This window comes from Ponticaulis profundi (assembly GCF_042659465.1).
GTDB lineage: Bacteria > Pseudomonadota > Alphaproteobacteria > Caulobacterales > Hyphomonadaceae > Ponticaulis > Ponticaulis profundi.
This window is the reverse complement of sequence record NZ_JBHSSW010000009.1, coordinates 220,778-241,028: the sequence shown is the minus strand read 5'-3', so window position 1 is coordinate 241,028 and position 20,251 is coordinate 220,778. Positions and strand designations below refer to the sequence as shown.

Annotated in this window: 24 protein-coding genes and 1 pseudogene; 7 read left to right on the top strand and 18 right to left on the bottom strand. The window is 54.6% G+C overall.

The genetic code is table 11. The annotated features are described in order from the left end of the window. Positions 1–76: 76 nt before the first annotated feature. From ACFQDM_RS08695 to ffh, 5 genes are all read right to left on the bottom strand, one after another. Positions 77–550 carry a beta/gamma crystallin-related protein gene (locus ACFQDM_RS08695; protein WP_377378134.1) on the bottom strand — a complete coding sequence of 158 codons (474 nt, stop codon included), beginning with the start codon at positions 548–550 and terminating at the stop codon, positions 77–79. Positions 551–739: 189 nt separating this feature from the next. Next, positions 740–1,177, bottom strand: a complete 438-nt coding sequence (gene rpsP, locus ACFQDM_RS08690; RefSeq protein WP_377378132.1) for a 30S ribosomal protein S16 — start codon at positions 1,175–1,177, stop codon at positions 740–742. A gap of 73 nt (positions 1,178–1,250) precedes the next feature. Next, positions 1,251–1,547, bottom strand: coding sequence for a chorismate mutase (locus ACFQDM_RS08685; RefSeq protein WP_377378129.1), 297 nt, complete (start codon positions 1,545–1,547; stop codon positions 1,251–1,253). Next, positions 1,544–1,837, bottom strand: coding sequence for a hypothetical protein (locus ACFQDM_RS08680; RefSeq protein WP_377378127.1), 294 nt, complete (start codon positions 1,835–1,837; stop codon positions 1,544–1,546). Before ACFQDM_RS08680 ends, ACFQDM_RS08685 begins: the two co-directional genes overlap by 4 nt. After that, positions 1,838–3,340 carry a signal recognition particle protein gene (ffh, locus tag ACFQDM_RS08675; protein WP_377378124.1) on the bottom strand — a complete coding sequence of 501 codons (1,503 nt, stop codon included), beginning with the start codon at positions 3,338–3,340 and terminating at the stop codon, positions 1,838–1,840. 383 nt (positions 3,341–3,723) lie between these two features. Here ffh and ACFQDM_RS08670 point away from each other — a divergent pair, with 383 nt between their 5' ends. Genes ACFQDM_RS08670 through ACFQDM_RS08660 form a run of 3 tightly spaced genes read left to right on the top strand, consistent with a single transcriptional unit; the run spans position 3,724 to position 5,762 of the window. Next, entirely contained in the window at positions 3,724–4,557 is an 834-nt protein-coding gene (locus tag ACFQDM_RS08670; protein WP_377378122.1) for a hypothetical protein, read from the top strand. Between the two features lie 27 nt (positions 4,558–4,584). Further along, a complete protein-coding gene (locus tag ACFQDM_RS08665) occupies positions 4,585–4,995 on the top strand; it encodes a hypothetical protein (protein ID WP_377378120.1) in 411 nt (136 codons plus the stop codon). 38 nt (positions 4,996–5,033) lie between these two features. After that, entirely contained in the window at positions 5,034–5,762 is a 729-nt protein-coding gene (locus tag ACFQDM_RS08660; protein WP_377378118.1) for a hypothetical protein, read from the top strand. A 44-nt stretch (positions 5,763–5,806) separates the two neighbouring features. On the opposite strand, the gene ACFQDM_RS08655 is transcribed toward ACFQDM_RS08660, so the two are convergent. Together ACFQDM_RS08655 and ACFQDM_RS08650 are read right to left on the bottom strand one after the other, a co-directional pair. Beyond that, entirely contained in the window at positions 5,807–6,691 is an 885-nt protein-coding gene (locus tag ACFQDM_RS08655; RefSeq protein ID WP_377378115.1) for an SDR family NAD(P)-dependent oxidoreductase, read from the bottom strand. A gap of 96 nt (positions 6,692–6,787) precedes the next feature. After that, positions 6,788–7,783: an NADPH:quinone oxidoreductase family protein gene (locus ACFQDM_RS08650; RefSeq protein ID WP_377378113.1), complete on the bottom strand. Its 996-nt coding sequence runs from the start codon at positions 7,781–7,783 to the stop codon at positions 6,788–6,790. Positions 7,784–7,910: 127 nt separating this feature from the next. Between ACFQDM_RS08650 and ACFQDM_RS08645 the strand changes: the two genes are divergently transcribed. Next, complete coding sequence (locus ACFQDM_RS08645; protein WP_377378110.1) at positions 7,911–8,783, top strand: isoaspartyl peptidase/L-asparaginase family protein; 873 nt, start codon at positions 7,911–7,913, stop codon at positions 8,781–8,783. 2 nt (positions 8,784–8,785) lie between these two features. Next, complete coding sequence (locus ACFQDM_RS08640; RefSeq protein WP_377378107.1) at positions 8,786–9,304, top strand: RNA methyltransferase; 519 nt, start codon at positions 8,786–8,788, stop codon at positions 9,302–9,304. Positions 9,305–9,310: 6 nt separating this feature from the next. Here ACFQDM_RS08640 and ACFQDM_RS08635 read toward each other — a convergent pair whose 3' ends face one another. From ACFQDM_RS08635 to ACFQDM_RS08620, 4 genes are all read right to left on the bottom strand, one after another. Continuing rightward, entirely contained in the window at positions 9,311–9,976 is a 666-nt protein-coding gene (locus ACFQDM_RS08635; protein ID WP_377378105.1) for an RBBP9/YdeN family alpha/beta hydrolase, read from the bottom strand. A 77-nt stretch (positions 9,977–10,053) separates the two neighbouring features. Continuing rightward, a complete protein-coding gene (locus ACFQDM_RS08630) occupies positions 10,054–10,443 on the bottom strand; it encodes a VOC family protein (RefSeq protein WP_377378102.1) in 390 nt (129 codons plus the stop codon). Positions 10,444–10,481: 38 nt separating this feature from the next. Next, on the bottom strand, positions 10,482–11,144 hold the full coding sequence (locus ACFQDM_RS08625; RefSeq protein WP_377378099.1) for a ChrR family anti-sigma-E factor: 663 nt from the start codon (positions 11,142–11,144) through the stop codon (positions 10,482–10,484). Positions 11,145–11,216: 72 nt separating this feature from the next. Continuing rightward, a complete protein-coding gene (locus ACFQDM_RS08620; protein WP_377378097.1) occupies positions 11,217–11,807 on the bottom strand; it encodes a sigma-70 family RNA polymerase sigma factor in 591 nt (196 codons plus the stop codon). 177 nt (positions 11,808–11,984) lie between these two features. Here ACFQDM_RS08620 and ACFQDM_RS08615 point away from each other — a divergent pair, with 177 nt between their 5' ends. Together ACFQDM_RS08615 and rlmN are read left to right on the top strand one after the other, a co-directional pair. Beyond that, entirely contained in the window at positions 11,985–12,473 is a 489-nt protein-coding gene (locus ACFQDM_RS08615) for a hypothetical protein (protein WP_377378095.1), read from the top strand. 76 nt (positions 12,474–12,549) lie between these two features. Further along, entirely contained in the window at positions 12,550–13,734 is a 1,185-nt protein-coding gene (rlmN, locus tag ACFQDM_RS08610) for a 23S rRNA (adenine(2503)-C(2))-methyltransferase RlmN (RefSeq protein ID WP_377378093.1), read from the top strand. Positions 13,735–13,793: 59 nt separating this feature from the next. Here the strand turns inward: rlmN and ACFQDM_RS08605 are convergent, their stop codons facing one another. From ACFQDM_RS08605 to ACFQDM_RS08575, 7 genes and pseudogenes are all read right to left on the bottom strand, one after another. Next, positions 13,794–14,411 (bottom strand): HEPN domain-containing protein, encoded by a 618-nt coding sequence (locus ACFQDM_RS08605; protein WP_377378090.1) that lies wholly within the window; start codon positions 14,409–14,411, stop codon positions 13,794–13,796. Positions 14,412–14,420: 9 nt separating this feature from the next. After that, positions 14,421–15,620 (bottom strand): DUF262 domain-containing protein, encoded by a 1,200-nt coding sequence (locus tag ACFQDM_RS08600; protein ID WP_377378087.1) that lies wholly within the window; start codon positions 15,618–15,620, stop codon positions 14,421–14,423. Between the two features lie 324 nt (positions 15,621–15,944). Next, the gene (locus tag ACFQDM_RS08595) at positions 15,945–16,811 is read right to left on the bottom strand and encodes an acyl-CoA thioesterase (RefSeq protein WP_377378084.1); all 867 of its coding nucleotides are present in this window, start codon (positions 16,809–16,811) and stop codon (positions 15,945–15,947) included. Positions 16,812–16,936: 125 nt separating this feature from the next. Beyond that, complete coding sequence (locus ACFQDM_RS08590) at positions 16,937–18,400, bottom strand: hypothetical protein (protein ID WP_377378081.1); 1,464 nt, start codon at positions 18,398–18,400, stop codon at positions 16,937–16,939. Between the two features lie 131 nt (positions 18,401–18,531). Then, positions 18,532–19,362 carry a hypothetical protein gene (locus tag ACFQDM_RS08585; RefSeq protein WP_377378079.1) on the bottom strand — a complete coding sequence of 277 codons (831 nt, stop codon included), beginning with the start codon at positions 19,360–19,362 and terminating at the stop codon, positions 18,532–18,534. A 55-nt stretch (positions 19,363–19,417) separates the two neighbouring features. Next, a pseudogene (locus ACFQDM_RS08580) lies at positions 19,418–19,723 on the bottom strand (hypothetical protein); the annotation flags it as partial. A gap of 30 nt (positions 19,724–19,753) precedes the next feature. Next, positions 19,754–20,143: a hypothetical protein gene (locus ACFQDM_RS08575; RefSeq protein WP_377378076.1), complete on the bottom strand. Its 390-nt coding sequence runs from the start codon at positions 20,141–20,143 to the stop codon at positions 19,754–19,756. Positions 20,144–20,251: the final 108 nt, after the last annotated feature.

The following is a 20,251-nucleotide window of genomic DNA, read 5'->3' as shown; positions in this document are numbered from 1 at the left end:
AGATTTGTATCATGGATGAACGCCTTGGCGATGGCACAAAAAATCCGGCAGATCAGCGACCTGCCGGATCTATCATCTACCAGCCGCGACGATCCTGATAGCGATCATAGCCGCCGCGATTGTTCCTGTGGTCGTTATAGTAACGATCGCCATTTCGGTTGTCATAACGCGTATTGTAACGGTTATAGCCGCGATCAATCCGGCGAACCGAGCTGATATTGTCGTTCAGACGCAGATTTGTCAGATAAGGCGTGCTGCGATCCAGGATCTGACAGCGACCGCGAAAATCACCGTCGACGCAGACTTCCCAGGCACCGCTGAACACACGAACAGAACTGGCACGGTCATTAAAACGGTAGTCTCCAAGGCGCGCGACGCCATTGTTGATGTTCACCGCCTGGCCCCGGAATTCCGAGTGCTCATACAAAACAATGCCGCTATTGGCCTGGCCATAGCCACCGCGGTAAGGATTGGCATTTGCCACGCCAGCAAACGCGAGACCGGAGGCAAGTCCTGCCAGACAGAGTTTCGTCAAAATCGACTTTTTCATAACGTTCTCCATTCTTCAGCATGTCCCGTCCGCTGATAGACCAAGGCTAGCGCGGCCTATCTGAACTGATGATAACGAGCCGTTATGTTTGCGTGTTCCCGTGCTCACATGAGCGTGAAACGAAAAAGCCCCCGCAATTGCGAGGGCTTTCCGTCGATTATGATGTCATCGAGACTGAAAGGTCCGGAACTATTCGGACTTTTCTTCTTCAGCTTCAGCAGCTGGCGCTTCTTCTGCAGGCGCTTCAGCAGCCTCTGCAGCGGCAGCCGCAGCAGCTTCAGCTTTTTCTTTCTTTTCTTCAGCGCGCTCTTTCGCTTTCGTGCCTGGCTCGCCCTTGTTCGGGTTGTTGGAAGCTTCCCATTTGTAAACAGGCTTGCCGTCCACTTCGAGCTGGCTCAGGAAACGAGCAACACGGTCGGTTGGTTTTGCACCCTTCGCAATCCACTCAGCAGCTTTTTCTGCATCGATGTTGACGCGCGCTTCTGAATCTTTCGGAAGACGTGGGTCATAGTTACCGATTTTCTCGATGAAGCGACCATCACGTGGCGCACGAGAGTCAGCGATAACAACGCGGTAGAATGGGCGTTTCTTGGAACCGCCGCGAGCGAGGCGAATTTTGAGAGCCATGGTGTATCTCCTTAAGTATCTTATGGCACTGCGTTTCAGGCCAATCACATTGAAGGCCCGTGAATAGAGAGGTTTAGTCCGTACCCTCCGACCGGATTTTCTCATGGTGGCGGATGACCTCAGCCACAATGAAATTCAGGAATTTCTCAGCGAATTCCGGATCAAGCCCGGCTGTATCCGCCATTTCACGCAATCGCGCAATCTGTTTTGCTTCTCTGTCCTTGTCGGCCGGCGGCAGATCATTGCTCGCCTTCAGAAGACCGACTTGCTGAGTCAGCTTGAAACGTTCTGCCAGTGTGTGCAGCAGCACCGCATCGAGATTGTCGATGGAAGCGCGCAGGCGGAGGAGTTGCTCCATGGGAGCGGTCATTTCGTCTCCTTATGCTTTACCCAACGGCGCGGCATTTTACGATACTGAATAAAACCTATGACTCCAACAATTCCCAAAACGATCATCAAAGGAATAGTGAAACTAAGAGGAGTCTTGCCATCAAACAGATATCTGAAGCCTTGCATGAAACCAACGATTCCGGCGATCAGCATGGTAAAGTATAGATAGCCGACAGCGGGCAAAGAAAACTTCGAGCCGCATTTTGGGCACTTCCCTGCTAAAGGCGCGTTTTTGCTCAGCTCGGCAGAACAGATTTCACACGTAAACATCTACTTCTTCTTCGCCCCCGGCAGACCCGGCAAACCGCCAGGAAGACCACCCGAACCACCAAGCCCCGGCATGCCACCAGATCCGCCGCCCAAGCCTGGCAGACCTGCGCCGCCTGAACCGGCATTGCGCGCAGCCATTTTGGCAATATCGGCCTGAGACACGCCCGCGCCGCCCAGCGCGTTCATCATGCCCTTCATGCCGCCTTTGCCCATTTTCTTCATCATGGTGGCCATTTGCTGGTGCATTTTCAGCACCTTGTTGACCTCAGACACATGAACGCCCGCACCTGCCGCAATACGGCGACGGCGTGATGCGTTCAGCAGCGCAGGCTTTGCGCGCTCTTTCTTGGTCATGGACGAAATGATGGCTTCCTGCCGCTTGATGACTTTGTCATCCATATTCGCGCCAGCCATGGCTTGTTTGGCTTTCTTGGCGCCCGGCATCATGCCCATAATGCCGCCAAGGCCACCCATTTTCTGCAATTGGCGCAATTGTTCTGCGAAATCATCCAGGTCGAACTGACCCTTGGACATTTTCTTGGCGAGACGCTCGGCTTTTTCCGCGTCCATCTGCTCGCCGGCCTTTTCGACCAGCGAAACGATGTCACCCCGGCCCAGAATGCGGCCCGCGACGCGTTTGGCCGCAAAGACGTCCAGCCCGTCCAGTTTTTCGCCAACACCGAGGAATTTGATCGGAAGGCCCGTGACCGCGCGCATGGAAAGCGCAGCGCCGCCGCGACCATCACCATCCATACGTGTCAGCACCAGACCCGTCAGCGGCAGACGCTCGTTAAAGCGTTTCGCGGTTTCGACAGCGTCCTGACCTGTCAGCGCATCTGCGACGAGGAGCGTTTCCGAAGGATTTGCGATTTTCGCGACTTCTTCGGCCTCCGCCATCATCTGCTCATCGAGCGTGGTCCGGCCTGCCGTATCGAGGATGACAACATCAAAGCCCTGCAGCTTGGCTGCCTGAAGCGCGCGCTTGGCGATATCCGTCGCAAGCTGTCCCTTGATGATCGGCAGGCTTTCAACGCCGACCTGCCCTGCCAGAACGGCAAGCTGGTCCATGGCCGCCGGGCGGCGCGTGTCGAGCGAAGCGAGCAGGACCTTCTTGCGGTCTTTTTCCTTCAGGCGCTTGGCGAGCTTACCTGTTGTCGTCGTTTTACCGGAACCCTGGAGACCGGCCATCATGATGACCGATGGCGGCGAGTCGATGCGCAGGCTCGGATCGGAATCCTCACCGCCCAGCATCTCGACCAACGCATCATGAACGATCTTGATGATCATCTGGCCCGGCGTGATCGATTTGATCACCGCTTCACCAACGGCTTCTTTCTTCACCTTGGCGATGAAGTCTTTGACCACAGGCAGCGCGACGTCGGCTTCGAGCAGCGCAACGCGGATTTCGCGCATAGCAGCGCTGACATCTTTTTCGGAAAGCGCGCCACGACCCGTCAGGCCGTCAAATACGCTCGTCAATCGATCTGTCAGTGCATCAAACATGCGTCATCCTCATTCACCGTTTTGATCCTCTCCAGATAAGGCCCTCATCTGGTTTAGGGAACGGCCATTAAAGCAAAAAGACCCGCCGGGCGAAACTTCGCTGGGCGGGGTGCACGCCTGAATAACCAGGAATGCGGCTCTTCCTACAATTTCCCGATGCCAATAGCGGAAAAAGTCACACAGGTCAAAGACAAGCTTCGACAGACAGAAGCGAGATTAAAACCCAAAGTGGCCATGGCTCTGTGGTCGGCCAGAAAAATATAACTGCTGGGTGTAATGCAGTGCTTTGCCTTGTTTTCCCTAGTATAATGCGGATAGTCTCCACCATACTGAAAGCGAAAGACTGTCGATCGACTGAAATCTCCTTTCAGCGGGGGTCTGTTTTGCGAAATATACTTATTCGGTGTCTGGTTCTGGGGGGCATTGTTTTCGGCTTGAATGGCGTTCACGCGAACGCGCAAACACGCGCAGAAACCGAGGCCTGGCTGCTCACGACACTCAATCGCCTTGCTGGCCCTGAAAAAATCCAGAACGATTTCATCAATTCTCGAAGAAGTCGCGGCTCCAACTCCAGCAACCTGGTGCGTTTCGCCATCGACACGTGCGATCTCTATCGCGTCGAAATCCATGCGAACCGTCATGATAATTCCTGGTTCGAAACAGACAAATGGGAAGCTGAGCTGGACTATAATCTCTATGTGGACACCATCCCTCTCTCAGCCATCCAGACAATCGAGACCCGTGAGGGCAATTGCGGTGACGAGGCATGCGAAATTGCCGACATCAAAACCATGTATGAGGCGGTGAGCGAATACTACGTGTTTCAATCCGGCAAGACGACGGAACAATCGAAACGCCCCGCCTATGATGTGTTTCGCGACGCGTTCAACAATTTTGATGTGTGCAAAGGGTTTCCCCAAAAGGGTCAGCCGCTCAGCCAGATTTGTGACGAATTTGCCGTCGTAGGTCGCGAGGATGAGATCCTGACGCAGATTTATAACAGCACGTCTGCGCCGAAAGGTTGGCCTGATCAGTGGAAATATCAGGTCTCAAGTGGCAGAGGTCCGAAAAAGTCGGGCACCCGGCTGGCGCTCATAATGGGCCAGACAAATGACGGCCTGCCGAATGATCTGGCCCCCCGGCTGACCAAAGCTTTTGCGCATCTGAAGACATTCTCCGATGCGGCAGGCTGTGAAACCGGCGCATCGCCGTTCTGAATCGAAATCTGAAACAAGGAGCAGTCCATGAAAAAGGTCACAACATCTCTCATTGGATTGGCACTGACAGCTTTGATGGCTGTTCCCGCGGCGCAGGCGGCTGGCTGCATGCGCTATAGCGGATATGTCTATATCACAGCGTCCTGTGTTTCCTCGTCACATCCCAATCCGGATAATGTCTGCCTCAGAGAGAAAGACGAGCCACAGGAGGTTTTCCGGTTCGTCTCGAACGTCATTTATGACGACGCCTCCAACAGCCGTTTCCCAGCAAAAAGCTTTTTCGACGAGCTGCAGATTCAGCACAATGTCACAAAGAATGGCAGCGCATCATTCTGCTATGAAAGCTATGATGAAGCAGAAGACGCCCGCCGGAAGGACCTTGCAGGCTATCGCCGAAACGATTGGCAAATCCGCACCGTTCATCTACGCGATCACTAAGACTTGTCACCTAACCTTCAGTCCGGAACCCGAACGTCATGACGTCCATCTCCTCAATGATTAAAGTCGTTCCGGCACTGATTGCCAGTTCACTCCTGATGCTGGGAAATTCCGTCGCGTCTGCACATGATATCTCCCTGCATCCGGTTCCGGGCGGTCGAGGTCTTCAGCAGGGCGAGGACTATCCGCGCTGTCCTGAACAGGATCGCGTGCTGTCACTTCAGTTGACGATGAACCAGGACATTGGCGAGGTTCCGGCCGTCGTCTGCACATATATGAATATGTATGTCTCCAACACGCGGGCCTATCTGCGCTTCTATGACAAAAAGGGTGACTTCCGTTCCGCTGAGAAAGCCGTTCAAGCTGTCATCAACGAACACAGCAACCTGCTATCCGGTTTCAAACGTCTGGAAGAAGCATCCAAAACCTGTGACCTGCAGCTCGAGCTCGTCACAAACGCGAAGCGATATGATGTCAGCGTATTCGAAGAACCGGAGAAAATTCGCAATAGCGGGAAAACCGCCTGCGCGGCCTATTCAAACCTGTCGAATATCAAGGCGCCAGACGCCCCGGATCCAGTCTGGCAGGACTATGTCGTCATTTCCGCGCAAAAGCTGGACGACTGGATCGCTGTCGTCGTGGTGTATGGCGATCTGGATGAGTTCGGAACCGATGCCATGCTGGCGTCCAGCATGGGCCTGATGGCTCAGCAAATGCCGCAACCGGACTGGCTACGCGAGTTCATCGCGCCAATGCTCTCTTATTAAGGCAAGGAAAGGCGCAGCCGTCAGACTGCGCCTTAGTACATTCGCTATGACTCGGCGCTTGCCGCCATCATGGCCTCGACCTGCTCCGGCGTGATGCCAAGCGCTTCAAGCAACGGGCCTCCCATCTCTTCATTCCAGGAGTGCGGCGGTCCCGTCGTTATGCCGCCATCGACCGTAATGCTTTCACCGGTCACGAAACCAGCTGCATCAGAGGCCAGGAAGGCAACCATTTCCGCAATATCCCGGCCCTCACCGGTTCGACCGATCGGCTGCATTTTCGCACCAGCCTGAGACAATTGCTCGGCCATCTGATCGGCAACGGCACGCGGCAAGCCCATGGATGCTCCGAAAATGGACGTCGCGATAAAGCCCGGACGGATGGAATTGACCCGGATTTTATACTTTGCCAGCTGGCCGGCAGCGATACGTGAGAAGTGCGCCACCCCAATCTTGGCGACAGAGTAGGTCAGTGGCGCGTAGCCTGCGCTGATTGCCGAGACCGAAGATGTGTTGATGATCGAACCACCACCGCGTTTCTTCATCAGTGGAATGGCCATCTGTGTGCCCATGAACACAGCCTTCAAAAGCAGGTCCATCGTCTGGTCATAGTCATCCCAGGCAAGCTCTTCAATGTTTCCGGGAGCCCCGCCATGCCCCGCATTGTTGAACAGAATATCGAGCCCGCCAAAAGCCGTCTCTGACAAATTGATCAGGCTCTGCAGTTGATCTTCGTTGGTCACATCGGTTTGCAGGAAGCGCAATGTTTCGGGTCCGAAACGTGTTTCCAAGGCACTGCCCTTTTCGGCCTGTATATCGCCAACGACGACCTTGGCACCATATTCAATGAGGGTTTCCACGGTGGAGAGCCCGATACCGCTCGCACCACCTGTCACGACGGCGACTTTGCCGTCGAGGTTACGTTTGTCCATGATTTCCTCCCAATGACCCGCTGGCCTTATTTTTTACCAGTCTGAGTACAAAAAACCCGGCAGGACAAGTCTGCCGGGTTTCCAATATCCCTGAATTTACTCGGTCAGGACCACAACCTTACCAGTCGCCTTCCGATCCATCAGATGCTGGATGGCGTCTCCGGCTTTCTCCAATGGGAAGGTTTCCGATACGAATGGCTTGATCTTGCCTGCTTCATAATAAGAGAACAGTTCCGCGACATTTTCCTTATTCTTTTCCGGGAATTGCGCGACGAACGCCCCCCAGAAAACGCCGCGAATATCGCATGACTTCAGCAGGGTCAGATTGAGTGGAATCTTCGGGATGCCTGCCGGGAAGCCAATCACCAGAAAACGCCCATCCCAGTTCATAGCGCGCAGGGACGGCTCGGCATAGTCGCCGCCGACGGCATCATAAATGATGTCGACTCCACCGCCGCCAAGTTCCTTGATCTGGTTGGACAAGTCTTTCTGCTGCGCGCGATCAAGAGACCCGGTCGGATAGACAAGACCGACATCTGCGCCGCGGCTGAGGCAAAGATCGACTTTCTCCTGCGTTGAGCAGGCTGCGATCACCTTCAGGCCCATGGCTTTGCCAAGTTCAACGGCCGCAAGGCCCACACCGCCCGCAGCGCCGAGCACGAGCAGGCTTTCGCCTTCTTTCGGATTGGCGCGGTCCTTCAGCGCATAATGCGACGTTCCATATGTCATGATGAAAGCCGCAGCTTCATCAAATGGCATGGAATCCGGGATCGGAATGCAACGCGATGCCTCAAGCACCAGCTCTTCGCGCATGCCACCCCAGCCGCAGGAACCAATCACCCGGTCGCCGACTTTCAGCGAGGTCACGCCTTCACCGACGGACTTCACAACACCAGACACTTCTCCGCCCGGAGAGAACGGACGCTCTGGCTTGAACTGATACATATCGCGAATGATCAGCGTGTCCGGAAAGTTCACGCCAATGGCTTTCACTTCCAGAACAACCTGCCCCTTACCGGCAGTTGGTGACTCAATATTGCTGACTTCCAGCGTCTCAGGTCCCCCGACCTGCGTTGAGATCACTGCTTTCATGGTTTAACTCCTCCACCTTGAGACTTTACACTTGTCATCTTGTTGCGCCGCACGGTAGCTGACTGAATTGGTCAAGTGAAGCGGTCACGCGAGTTCAGTAACATCAATTTGAGAAATCGATAGAACCATGTCAGCCAAGTTTTGGGCGCTTGCGATTCATGGTGGTGCCGGTCCGGCCCACAAAGACGACTATGCTGTCGAGATCTCCAGCATGCGTGACATCCTGCATGAAGGCCAGGAGGCCCTGAAGAACGGCGCCTCAGCGCTGGACGTGGTCAATCAATGTGTACGCGCCATGGAAGACTCCGGTCTCCACGTCGCCGGACGCGGCTCTGCACCAAATGCGGATGGCAAATGGGAACTCGACGCCGCCATTATGGATGGCACGACGCGCTATGCCGGAGCCGTTGGTGCGCTGCGAGGGTTTAAAAACCCGATTGATTGCGCCCGAACCGTGCTGAAGCACTCCCCTCATGTTTTGCTGGTCGGCAAGGGCGCGACAAAATTCCTGTCCAACTTCGAACTGGATCGGATTTACAATCCCGCCCGCTATTACCAGCCCGCGATTGAAGACCCCATCGAGCCGGGCGTCCTTCAGCATGGCACCGTAGGCGCAGTCGCGCTGGATGCTGATGGCCACCTCGCATCAGCGACCTCCACCGGCGGTCTTCTGAGCAAACCACCCGGACGGATCGGTGCAACCCCTCTGATTGGCGCTGGCACCTGGGCAGATGAACGCGTCGCTGTCTCCTGCACGGGCCAGGGCGAGTATTTCATCCGCTGCGCCGCAGGCGCGGACCTTTCGGCGCGCATTCGTTACGCACGCACCGATCTTCAGACAGCCGCAGCCTGCGTGATGGAAGATATTTCACTTCTGGGTGGCCAAGGCGGCCTCATTTCGATAGATCGGCTCGGTCGTGTCGCCATGCCATACAATACCAGCACGATGAAACGCGGCGTTGCGACGTATAAAGGCCAGTTTGACGTGAAGGTATTCTGAGTATGCGTGGCTATTTCGCAATTGGCGCCGAAGGCATTTCCAAGCCGATGAATCTCGGCGCCCTGATGCGCACAGCGCACGCTTTCGGCTCCAGCTTTGTCTTTTCCGTCAATGCGGCCGACAAGATCCGCAATGTCTATAAGGCCGATACGTCCAAATCCTTTGAGCACGTGCCCTATTATCAATGGGACACCATCGACGACATGGCGCTTCCAAAAGGCTGCGCCCTTGTTGGCGTCGAACTCACTGACGACGCCGTCGACCTGCCGAGCTTTCGCCATCCGACAGCCGCAGCCTATGTTCTGGGCCGTGAGCGCGGCAGTCTGACCCCGGAAATGGTCGAAAAATGCGCCTTTGTCGTGAAGATCCCGACCAAATTCTGCGTGAATGTCTCCGTCGCAGGCGCGCTCGTCATGTATGATCGCATGATCAGCATGGGCCGACACGCCGAGCGTCCGGTCAATCCGGGCGGTCCGATGTCAGCGCGTGAGCTCAATCTCATTCAGGGCCGGAGAAAATAGGTCCCTTCAGTCGCGCGACTGAAGCCGCAAAACTTCCTCCAGGACAAGCGGCATTGTGGTATGACCATCGCTGCCGAGGAAATGCCCTCCGCTTTCCAGCACATGGATCTTGCAATCAAGACCCTCGGCCAATCGTTCGCTCAGCTCTGGTGGCACGATCTCATCGTCTCTGGCGGTGATGACCACACAGTCGCCAAAGCGCGAGGCCGCGCGCTCCAGATCGACACCGTCCTCCAGAAAACCATCCAGAGCAGGAATTGTCTCCAGCGTTTCGGAGAAACCGGAAACCAGCACGATACCGCCGATTTTCGTGTCATCTGGAAGATCGTTCAGCGCACGAAGCGTTGAGATCGTGCCGAGACTGTGCGCGACCACGAATGTCTCTTCATCAGCGCCTGATAATCCGCCCATAATCGTTTGCTTCCAGGCTTCAGCATCTGGCGCATCAGGGCTGGGGAGCTCAAGAATCGCGGTCGATTGCCCCCGTTCTTCCAGCTGTTCGGCGAGCCATGGAAACCAATGACTGTCCGGACGCGCCATATAGCCGTGGACGATCACCGTCCGCTTGCCCTCGACCGATGCCGGGGCTTCAACCTCATTTGTCATATCGCTACACCCTGCCAGGACGAGAATTGCGCCCATGACAGGTATCAGAAAACGCACAGACATCATGCTCACCTCCATCCTCAATCGACAGGTAGGGGCGCGAAAGCCTGAAGGGCAGTCAATGTCGCGCGTTTGTGATGACGCTAAGGTAAGTTCAACTGCCAGGACACGCCGAATTTGTCCTGAATCCAGGCAAATTGCTGGCTGAACCCGTAATCATCGAGCGGCATGAAGACGTCACCCTCATTCACCAGCAGGTCGTGAACATCCATCAATTCGTCTTCGTCCTCGAAATTGATGTAAATCGATGTCGACGGCGTAAATGTGAATTCATGCGGGTTCGGGCTGTCCGCCAGCATCAATTCATAGCCTGCAATGGAAAGCCGTGTCGGCAACAGCTTGCCCGCCATATCGCCGGCATCTTCCGGATAGCGATTGATCGCCAGCGCTTCAGCGTTTGGAAAAACACGCTGATAATAGTGGAAGGCTTCCTCAGCATCTCCCTGAAACAGGAGATAGGTCGCAAACTGCATGATGGGTCTCTTTTCGTGCGAAAGCGTAGACTCGCCTTCTACCCGAAAAATTTCTGAACGACACCCAGCCAGCCGGTAAATTTCAGGCCGCCATCCGTGACCGCCAGCGCAAAGCAGATCTCGCCTTCATCCGCGACCGGACGGTGTTCCCGGTCCGGACCCGCAACCGAAATATCGCCGGGACGATAGGTGCCGACCTCATCGGTGAAACTGCCCGTAATGACCAGCGTATACTCCTGACCCGCATGCGTATGGCGCGGCGCACCGCAACCTGGCTCAATGCGCAGCAGTTCGACACTTGCTTCACTGTCGACATCGAGCATCATGCGTTTCAGGCCGCGATTGGCAAATTTCCAGCCTGACTGACGGGCCGCATTCATGGCTTTTTCCTTCAAAGGCTCGGGCAGCAAAATTAATTCATCCAGCACGGAACCTTTTATGGCGCCGTGCGTTTCTTCCCGAGTTTGCGCAGTCTCTTCGTCCAGAAACGCCAGTGTTTTTGCAAGAGCCGTCGCAGACAAGGCCGTCGGCGTTTCTGTTTCCAGAAAAGCTCCGCCAATCGCGTCAGTCATATGCAACTGACGACGCACGTCTTCACGCAGGGCTGCCTGCGTTTCGACCAGCAGCTTGAGTGCCGGATCAATTGTTCCGGCAGCGTAAGCGCTGTAAAATTCTTCCCCCATGGTCTGGTCGTCTGACAACAACCTGCTCCTTGGTTTTCTGATCCCGCGCAATTGCGGCAATCGATTATACGTCAGTCAGATCCGTTCGGATCACAGCTCATCTCTGTTCAATCTGGTTCGTAGCTTCTGAAAAGCGAGTCGTATGCGTGATTTTACCGTTCCGAGCGGCACACCCATGCGCTCTGAGAGCTCGGCATGGGAGAGGCCTTCGAAGAAAGATGCCTTCAAAAGATCTCTCTGTTCATCCGGCAATTCGCTTAGTGCTGACCTCACCGCGCTTTCGAGTTGCTGCGCATCGAACACATCTTCAGGATGTGGCATGTCGGACGGCATGAGCGCTGGCTCTTCGCTATCCTCTGGCAGCGTTTTCTTGCGGCGGAACGCATCAATACGCCGGTTGCGGGCAATGCGGAAAATCCAGGTCGAAGGTGAGGCCTGAGAGCGATCATACTGTTCGGCCTTGCGCCAGACCGTAATCATCACATCCTGCGCCAGCTCTTCGGCTTCTGCATCGTCAGCCCCAAGTCGCATGATGAACGTCTTCAGACGCGGGGCATAATAAGCGAACAGACGCGAAAAGGATTCCCGGCATTTTTCCGCTGCGATCCGCTCGAGATCGTCAGCGAAGGCTGCGCGCGCGGCCTGGTCCAGTTCCCCGTTTTTTCGGAGCGGCTCGAGCACGCTGTCCTCCCTGATCTCGAATCATGCCTGAAACGGATCACTTTCATCTTCAATTGAACCCCAGACTTAGGCGATCAGACAGAGCTGGCAAGTCATTGTTTCGCCGTGATCAGTTCCTAATGACTCTGTTAACCGTGTGAGTGTAATCTGGCGGTCATGGATAGAGGTATGTTCGTAATGAAAAACTGGATTCTTGCTATCGCCCTTTCAGCGTTCGCGGCGCCTGTCGCTGCGGCTTATGATTATGTTGCAGGTTATGAGAGCTGGTCTGTTTACAAGGATACCATTGATGGCGAGCCGGTCTGCTACGCTGTGACCCGCGCCACTGACAAAGCGCCGAAATCTGCTGAACATGGCGATGTCGTTTTCTTTGTCTCCTATTTCCGCTCTTCCTCCATGCCGCAGGCCAGCCTGCGTGTGGCCTATGATCTGCGTGAAGACCTCAAGGCAACCGCCGCCGTCGGTGGAAGCTCATGGTCCCTGTATTCGGTCCGCAACGAAGCCTTTGCGAATACCGACGACGAAACAGCGATTGCCAATGCGCTGCGTCGCGGATCAGAGCTGAAGATCGAAGCGATGTCTCAGCGCAACACCAATGTTGCCTATCACTTCTCTCTGTCCGGTTCGTCGAACGCCATCGACAAGGCCAAGTCGCTCTGCAGCTGATGACAGCCCGTGTTGGCGTTTATCCACATTCTGTGATACACGCGGCGATCCAGTCACCCAAAATCGCCAAAGAAACATGACGACGCAACTCGATATCAGCCATGACGCGCGCGCTGATCGCGCTCAATCCGCCGACAAGGTGAACCTGTCCGGTCTCGGATTCGAGGCCCTGCGCAATGTTCTGATCGAGCGCGGCATTGAACCGAAAAAGGTCAATATGCGCGCCCGCCAGCTCTGGCGCTGGGTCTATCATTATGGCGTCCAGTCCTTTGACGGCATGACCGACATCGCCAAGGAACAGCGCGCCCAGTTTGCCGAATGGTTCGAGCTGGAACGACCGGACATCACCGAAGCGCTCGTGTCTGTCGACGGCACGCGTAAATGGCTGATCGAGTATGGCCCGAAAATCGAGGCAGAGAGCGTCTATATTCCGGACGTTGGCCGTGCTGGCGCTCTTTGTGTCTCCTCTCAGGTTGGCTGTACCCTGAATTGCACATTCTGCCATACCGGGACGCAGAAACTGGTTCGCAACCTGACGGCATCGGAAATTGTCGGCCAGGTCATGGTCGCACGTGACGCTCTGGACGAATGGCCAACCTCCAACGAAAACCGCAAGCTGACCAATATTGTCTTCATGGGCATGGGCGAGCCGCTCTACAATCTCGATAATGTGGCCGAGGCCATCGACATTATCAGCCATAATGAAGGCATTTCCTTTGGCCGCCGCCGCATCACGGTTTCGACCGCAGGCGTCGCGCCGAAAATCCCGGAACTCGGCAAGCGCACAAACGCCATGCTGGCGATCTCCCTGCACGCAACACGCGATGATCTGCGTAACGAGATCGTGCCGATCAACAAAAAATACGACCTGAAGCAACTCTTCGAGGCCATCCGCGAATATCCCGATCTCGGCAATTCGAAAAAGGTCACTTTTGAATACGTCATGCTGAAAGGCGTGAACGATTCCATGGCCGAAGCGAAAGATCTGGTCCGCCTGCTGAAAGGCGTCCCGGCCAAGATCAATCTCATTCCATTCAACCCATGGCCGGGCTCCATCTATGAGTGCTCGGACTGGGAAACGATCGAGAATTTTGCCGAAGTGCTGAACCGGTCCGGCTATTCCTCACCGATCCGCACACCACGCGGCCGCGATATTCTCGCTGCCTGTGGCCAGCTACGCTCTGAAAGCGTCAAGGAACGCGCCAGCGATCGCCGCAAGGCCGAACTGGCCGCGAAAGCTGCGGAAACAGCCGCCGAGTAGATAGAGATCGCTCCAATGAAATTAGGTCTGAGCGGAATATAAAGATTTTTAGAGCGTTATTAGCTGAGAGTGACTTCCCGCTTCTGGCAAATACTGCACCCCTGATCGAAAAGCTCGAGCAAACTCACAATTCCATTTAACTCCTGTCGGATGCCACCTTTAGTGTCTTGCACATGAGCACCGACCCCATGAGCAAAAGTACCTCTCTTCTGGCCAAAAGCATCAAGAGAGGCTTTCAGCCCTGGGGCAACCTTATCCACGTCAATCCCGAGTGGTCTGAACAGACGGTCCAAACTCTTTTTTCTGATCCCGTGATTATTGGATATGATCTCTTGGTGCTGAATAATGCATTGTTCAGCTGCATCGACTAGAAACTCTGTGACGTGACCGACTGAGGGCGGATGAGTCAAAATTGTCGGATACTGGAACTTATAAAAAGCCACCAATGAAGAAATGCAGTAACTTATTTTATTTTGGGATAGTTCAGAAATAGCCTGCTCACAAATCTGCAAGCTTTTATTTTCTAAATATTCTTCTATTACTCCATGAGATAGTAAAATATATGATTTTACCTTCATTTTATGCAGTGGGGTCTCTAGTTCATCGTTGCCCATCCGTCCCGCGATACCACGAACTTCTTTTAATGATTTCTTGAGTTCTAGAAGCAAGCTGACCATTGCCGAATACTACTCGGGTCTCTCAGCGATGTTGGGCATTTCAAGCTTAATACTAGATGCCTTTTCTAGCTCATTGAGCCATATCTCAAAGCGATCTCTCGTTGCACCAATACTTTTGGTGGTGGTTTCTACAGAACTCACAAAGGTTAGGTTGTCGAAGCACCGCTGATAGCAAGAAAGGAATGCACTTTCATTCTGCAATGCCCACTCTCGAACTCTTTGATCGGCCAATGAACCTATAACAACGTCGAAAATAGCTCTATTAAATCGTCGATCGAACTTTCTCTCATTCGGAAGCCACTTTCTGCAAGCTCCTCGTGCTCCCATGATACTTATGACGGTTGAAATCGCCTTATTCATTTCATTGAGTCTATCGGAAACTGATTTCACTTCAAATTTAACGTTTTGGATTTTACAATAATCGTCCAGAAATTCTTTCAAATTTCCTCGATATTCAATGCGTCGATCTTGAAAGGCCAAAAATCGAACGGCCAACTCAACGTCGTTCATTCTTTTATCAGGCTGCTTTAGGTTCAACAGCAAATGCAGGGGACCTGGGCTTTCAGTCCAAGTTATGACGGCGCGCAAAAAATCACCTCGAATGAGCGCCATTCGCAGCTCCATTGGTGATAATTTTACTGAGCCAGAGTTTAGACGATAAAAAATCTCATAAAGAACAGCCTCTTTTTGCCATCCTCTTATTTGAGCAAAACGAATGGTAGAATTCTCGAACGATCTAGCTAGCTTTGGATTTTTCTTTATGGAAGACCAGTTTTGATCGTTGATTGTTTTAAGGATTTCTAAGCCCCGCAAGACAAACGGACTTCCGTCATCAAATTTCCCATCAATAAATTCTTTAATCGCGAGCAGCCTCTGCTTGCCATCGAGAACAATGAAATCGCTGCCATTGAACTCTGCGAGTAGAATTTGCGGGATAGGTATCCCCAAGAAAATCGACTCTATGAATTTAGACTTAGCCTGTTTTGACCAAACTCCGCGTCGTTGAAATGATGGATCAAGCTCGATCCTGTCACCCAGATACTCTTTTACAACGGAAATGGACCAATCTGATGGAATAATGAAAAGGTTGGAAAAGTCTTCCGTAGACACATCGAAATCATCTGATGACTCCGATTGAGCGAGATCTTCAAAAGCCTCATCTCGTGAGCTTTCATCAAGACTTGAGAATAAATTTAGCGTTTCACTCATGCGTAACTCGCCCCTAAGAAGATATATTGTTCGTATTCAATCAAACGTCAATATGTTGACCTTCTTATGAATTTTCTGGGCATCCTCACCTGACTGATGGTGAGCGCACTCAAATTTGTGACGTGTGAGCTTTTGTGGATCGCGGCTCAATGATTAAATTCAAACTTAAGTGAGCCTCTAGAGAAGCTCGTAAACCGCCGCCGAATAGGGCGGGGCGACCTTTTTAGAGTTATGCACATGCGTCGACGTCTCCACCAGCAAGCAGGTAAAGGCGATTACCAACTTGCTTCAGCATACATCCCTTTTTCAGGGGGTGGGACTAATTTACTTCTCTTTACGCATTTCGAAATTGTCCCAGATGCGCAGGATTGCCGACTGGCTGGCAATGGCCATCAGCGTGCCATCCTGAGCAAACAGACGCGCATCCCCATGCACAAAGCCATCATGAATGCCGTGAATCTGAATGTCACAGCAGACCCAGTCTGTTGGCACGATCTTTCGGATGCGGATCGTGTTATCCAGCGAGTTGGCCCCGGCAATCTTGCCAAGCGCATGTCCGGACGCCGACGGGATGAAGTCCGCAATCACAGCCAGCATGGCGGCATCAATCGGCAGGCTTTCATTCTTCGGACGCGCCCAGAGCACAGCATGGCCATCCTTTGAGAGGCCTTTATTGTTGCGATCCGGCCCATAACGGCCCTTCGCGACGCGCAGATTCATCCGCTCGTGCAGATCCGGTTCTTCCTCTTCCTCACGACCAAAGCGCGGCATCGGATCACACGCGTCAGGGCCCGGTACGTCTGGCATGGTCACCCATTGATGGTCATGCTCTTTCCCGCGTGAGCCAACAGCTGCATTCACGGTGAAAATCTCACGTTCCTGGACATGCCCCAGCACGCGCGCCTGCGTGATATTCTTGCCGATCTTCGGGACAATCACGTCCACATCGACGATTTCAGGCGGGTTCGCATAAGACAGATATTGCGACGTCGCCCAGACCAGAGGCCGCCCGGTCGTCTGTTCCAGCGCATGAACGGCAGAGGCAAGACCCACCCCGCCAAAAAGAAACTTCATCTTGGGCGGGCCGACCGTGATCCCCGGAACCACCGGCAAAATCCAGCGATTGCGGTTATGTGTGGCCTTCAGTTCGAAGAAGGAGGTTTCTGCCTTCGCGCCTGTCTCACTGCTCATATCCTGATACCGGTTTCCCGGCCCCCGTGTTTTTGTCCTCTTCAATGCGGACCAAACAAGGGTTTGTCCAGATGGTCACCAATATGACGTTGCGTCAGGCGGCGGCTTCAGGTCCATTCGCGAACCTAATTGAAAAAGCAGATCTCGCTGACATCATCGCGGCGATAGCAGCGAGGCTCTGTTGCCGGTGGGCGATAGCTCGGTTTCCAGCGTAGCAGTTCCTGAAACTTCGCTTCAGCGGCCTGACGTTGCGCCTCTTCCCGGCGCCATTGCTCTTCAGCAATGATGCGCTGTTGCTCAGCGATCCGCTCATCCCTCTGGAATTCGAGGATCATGCTGACCGGCACCTGCACGCAGATCGACCGGTTCCGATCCGTTCCGACGCTGGCAACATCAAACAGGAAGCGCCAGTCAGGCCGGCTCTCGCTGGTATTGTTGTACTTCTTCTTGCCGAGCCAGTTGGCAAAGGCGTAGCAGGCAGATTCCGGAACCGGCTCATGCGGATTGGTCGGACTCTCATAATGTTTCATCACCGTGCGCACATAGTTCGGCCAGCTGTCATAAGCGGTCTTGGCCGGCATGTTCGTCCGATAGAACTCAAATGGGTCCTGCGCAGGCTCGAAGGTCTCCAGAGGCTGTCGCTGCACCCAGTCACTCAATTCCACGGGCATGAGCGGGCAGGTTTCGTCCTGAATACGGGCCTGTTCGTAATTCAGAGCCCAGCTTATGCCATCATCCGGCACCCGTTCGACCGCAGAATTGTTGAGCCCGCCCATAATCAGACCATAAGCAATCTGGCAGCCATTCAGGCCGCGCGTGCGCACCTCAACCGAGCGGTTCGCCCAGCGTTCAGCCGCCTCCTGTTCCAGACGCTCCTTCTCCGCGTCCTTGCCCATAAGCTCTGCCAGATTTTCAGCGACCGGCAGCGGCACCCATGTGCCCGGACCACACAGCTTCTCCGCATTGTAAAAATTGAAAAAGGCTGTGAAGCGCCCGGCGAAGAAGCGGTTCTCATTATCCTCGATGAACTGACATTCTTCAGCCGAGAGGTCCGCCTGAACAAAGCCAGCCTCTGCCATGGATTTCTGCGCCGGATGATCCCCGAAACAACGGCCAATACCATCCGTGGCAAGATTGATGAGGGCGGCGGGCGGCTCCTTCCCGAAATAATCATAGAAGCGGTCGACCTCTTTTCGCGACCACTGATCCGGATTGTCTTTCCAGATCTGACGGGCGAGGCGCTTATACTTTTTCAGGCCGCAATCGCCGCGCTCCATGCATTCGCCGAGCTTTCTGCGCGAGTCGTGATCACGCCAGAGCGAGTCTGGTCCCGCATAATACCAGCCCATGGCGGCTTTCGAGAGCGCTTCCTGACCATAGGACTTATCCCGAAGAAAGGCTGTGCCGGAGCCTCTTGGCTCAATCCAGTCCTGTACCCGGATCGCGCATTCGGGTGTTTCGACAAAGACATTCTCGGACATGGCATATTCTGTCGCGCCATTATCGATGCCGAATTGCGCGCGCGCCGTGCCGGTGACCGCCATGACCGCAAGGGCGCTGAGCGCCAGTCCAAATTTCCGAAGCTGCAAGCTATGTCCCCTCCCGCAAGCCTGAGGCTGCGTTTCCACCATCTTCTAACTGAAATTAGGCAGATTTTTTGCCGATTGCCTATCCCCCGAAAGGGGGGCAGTACAGCAGGGGACGTGCCGGACATGCGCCCTTATCCGCAGAGGGCGGGAAAGCTCTCTGCGGCGCGAAAGGCAACATCATGAAGGATATGGAGGTCTTCGCATTCCTCCTCGCTGGCATTTTCCAGAAGATCATGCGGCGGATCATGCGATTTGAGCGGCCGGATCAGGCTGGATGGCGGCGCGCCCGCCGAAGGCGGCCAGAAAGACGGCAGGTCATCGCCGTTCTTATTGCATGACGGGGACGTATCCACTGCGGCCTGCGGCTGGCAATACCCTGCCCAGCGCGCCGCAAGCCGGCCTGCGCGTGTGTCCACCTCGTCAAACAGGGCGTCGAGCCGTTCAAGCCGCAGATAAAGGACATCATTGCAGACCAGATCGTCCATACGCGGACGCACCCAGCGGCCTTGCGGTTCGCGCGCTGACCGCTCGCTTCTGCAAGGCGCGTCTTCAGAACGCGGCTCCGGCATGGAGATGCGAAACGCCGGTGGCCGCGGGGCAAAAAGCGGCTCTCCGCGTGGGGCAAACAGGGGGTGGACGGGCCGCACGGATTCGCGCAGCGCCGGAAAGGCGGGCGGCGTCGGTAGATGGGAGGTGACGGGCTCGACCCCTTCATCACGGGTCATGCGAAACGCCCGCCAGATGATGAGGCAGCGTATCATATGCTCAGCCCGGATGATCCGGTCGCGCAGGCGCCTGGCATCCAGCCGGAAGAGGTGCGGGCGCTCGCTGATTGGCTCGCCATCCCCCTCGGGCACGCCCCAGCTTAAGGGAAATCTCAGAGCACGCAGAATGTAGCGCTTCACCTGTGCGGTCATCCCCGCAAAGGTCAGCTTGGCATCATCTGGCTCGGTCGTGCTCATGAAACAGAGCATAATGTGGGGGAGACAGGAGTGGGATAAGGTTTGGGGTGGGCAGTCAATCAGATCCCAAGCCGCCTGCCATGTATCTCACCAGAGCTGTCGATACTAAATCGGCGAAGAGCCTAGCCAGATCGACAATGACTTTCGCCTGTTTCCAGGTCGCATCGTCCTGCATTTTGCCATCGAGCATGACCACGCCTGTGCCATCCGGCACGGCTTCGAGAATGCGGGCGGCGAATTTCACTTCATCCGGGTCCGGAGAGAAGACCTTTTTCGCAATGTCGATCTGGTTCGGGTGGAGCGAGCAGGCGCCATCACAACCGAGCAGGAAGGCATTGGGGAATTGCTGTTCGCAGGCGTCGAGGGGCGAATGGTAGTGGGATGGGAGAAGTTAACCGCGCTTTCCATCCCACCCCATATACCGATCAGTTGAGGACCTGCCCGTCTGATCAGCCATGGTGACAATGAAGTATCGTCCATAGACTCTATCTGTCGCATACTTTGTTCGGAGCATTGAAAAAGCGTCAGCCGTACAACCGTGTTTCTGACAGAGATCCGGCAAGCCCTTATCGCGAAAGGCTGTAACCACTCCGCGCAATTTCGAACTCGCACTGTCACCTTCTATCGTACCGGCAAGAAAGTCCACTTCCAGAAAGCCATCTGGCGCTTGGGCCGCTTCTTCAAAAATCTCGCTATCGTAAATTCCGATAAGGAAGCTAATTCCCGACGCAAGAGAAGCACTGACATTGTGGGCAACAGATTTAAGCTCATCGAACTTCATAGTGCACCTCATCCTAAATCCTTCTCCCCTGAGGGGAGAAGGACTTCACGAGCGACCGCGATGGCGCAAGTCGCCCGAGCCGAAGGTGAGGATCAGCGACTGAGCAAA

Coding starts and splice junctions, on each gene's coding strand:
- ACFQDM_RS08695 (WP_377378134.1), bottom strand. CDS start 550: ATGAAAAAGTCGATTTTGACGAAACTCTGTCTGGCAGGACTTGCCTCC.
- rpsP (WP_377378132.1), bottom strand. CDS start 1,177: ATGGCTCTCAAAATTCGCCTCGCTCGCGGCGGTTCCAAGAAACGCCCA.
- ACFQDM_RS08685 (WP_377378129.1), bottom strand. CDS start 1,547: ATGACCGCTCCCATGGAGCAACTCCTCCGCCTGCGCGCTTCCATCGAC.
- ACFQDM_RS08680 (WP_377378127.1), bottom strand. CDS start 1,837: ATGTTTACGTGTGAAATCTGTTCTGCCGAGCTGAGCAAAAACGCGCCT.
- ffh (WP_377378124.1), bottom strand. CDS start 3,340: ATGTTTGATGCACTGACAGATCGATTGACGAGCGTATTTGACGGCCTG.
- ACFQDM_RS08665 (WP_377378120.1), top strand. CDS start 4,585: ATGAAAAAGGTCACAACATCTCTCATTGGATTGGCACTGACAGCTTTG.
- ACFQDM_RS08660 (WP_377378118.1), top strand. CDS start 5,034: ATGACGTCCATCTCCTCAATGATTAAAGTCGTTCCGGCACTGATTGCC.
- ACFQDM_RS08655 (WP_377378115.1), bottom strand. CDS start 6,691: ATGGACAAACGTAACCTCGACGGCAAAGTCGCCGTCGTGACAGGTGGT.
- ACFQDM_RS08650 (WP_377378113.1), bottom strand. CDS start 7,783: ATGAAAGCAGTGATCTCAACGCAGGTCGGGGGACCTGAGACGCTGGAA.
- ACFQDM_RS08645 (WP_377378110.1), top strand. CDS start 7,911: ATGTCAGCCAAGTTTTGGGCGCTTGCGATTCATGGTGGTGCCGGTCCG.
- ACFQDM_RS08640 (WP_377378107.1), top strand. CDS start 8,786: ATGCGTGGCTATTTCGCAATTGGCGCCGAAGGCATTTCCAAGCCGATG.
- ACFQDM_RS08635 (WP_377378105.1), bottom strand. CDS start 9,976: ATGATGTCTGTGCGTTTTCTGATACCTGTCATGGGCGCAATTCTCGTC.
- ACFQDM_RS08630 (WP_377378102.1), bottom strand. CDS start 10,443: ATGCAGTTTGCGACCTATCTCCTGTTTCAGGGAGATGCTGAGGAAGCC.
- ACFQDM_RS08615 (WP_377378095.1), top strand. CDS start 11,985: ATGAAAAACTGGATTCTTGCTATCGCCCTTTCAGCGTTCGCGGCGCCT.
- rlmN (WP_377378093.1), top strand. CDS start 12,550: ATGACGACGCAACTCGATATCAGCCATGACGCGCGCGCTGATCGCGCT.
- ACFQDM_RS08605 (WP_377378090.1), bottom strand. CDS start 14,411: ATGGTCAGCTTGCTTCTAGAACTCAAGAAATCATTAAAAGAAGTTCGT.
- ACFQDM_RS08600 (WP_377378087.1), bottom strand. CDS start 15,620: ATGAGTGAAACGCTAAATTTATTCTCAAGTCTTGATGAAAGCTCACGA.
- ACFQDM_RS08595 (WP_377378084.1), bottom strand. CDS start 16,811: ATGAGCAGTGAGACAGGCGCGAAGGCAGAAACCTCCTTCTTCGAACTG.
- ACFQDM_RS08585 (WP_377378079.1), bottom strand. CDS start 19,362: ATGAGCACGACCGAGCCAGATGATGCCAAGCTGACCTTTGCGGGGATG.
- ACFQDM_RS08575 (WP_377378076.1), bottom strand. CDS start 20,143: ATGAAGTTCGATGAGCTTAAATCTGTTGCCCACAATGTCAGTGCTTCT.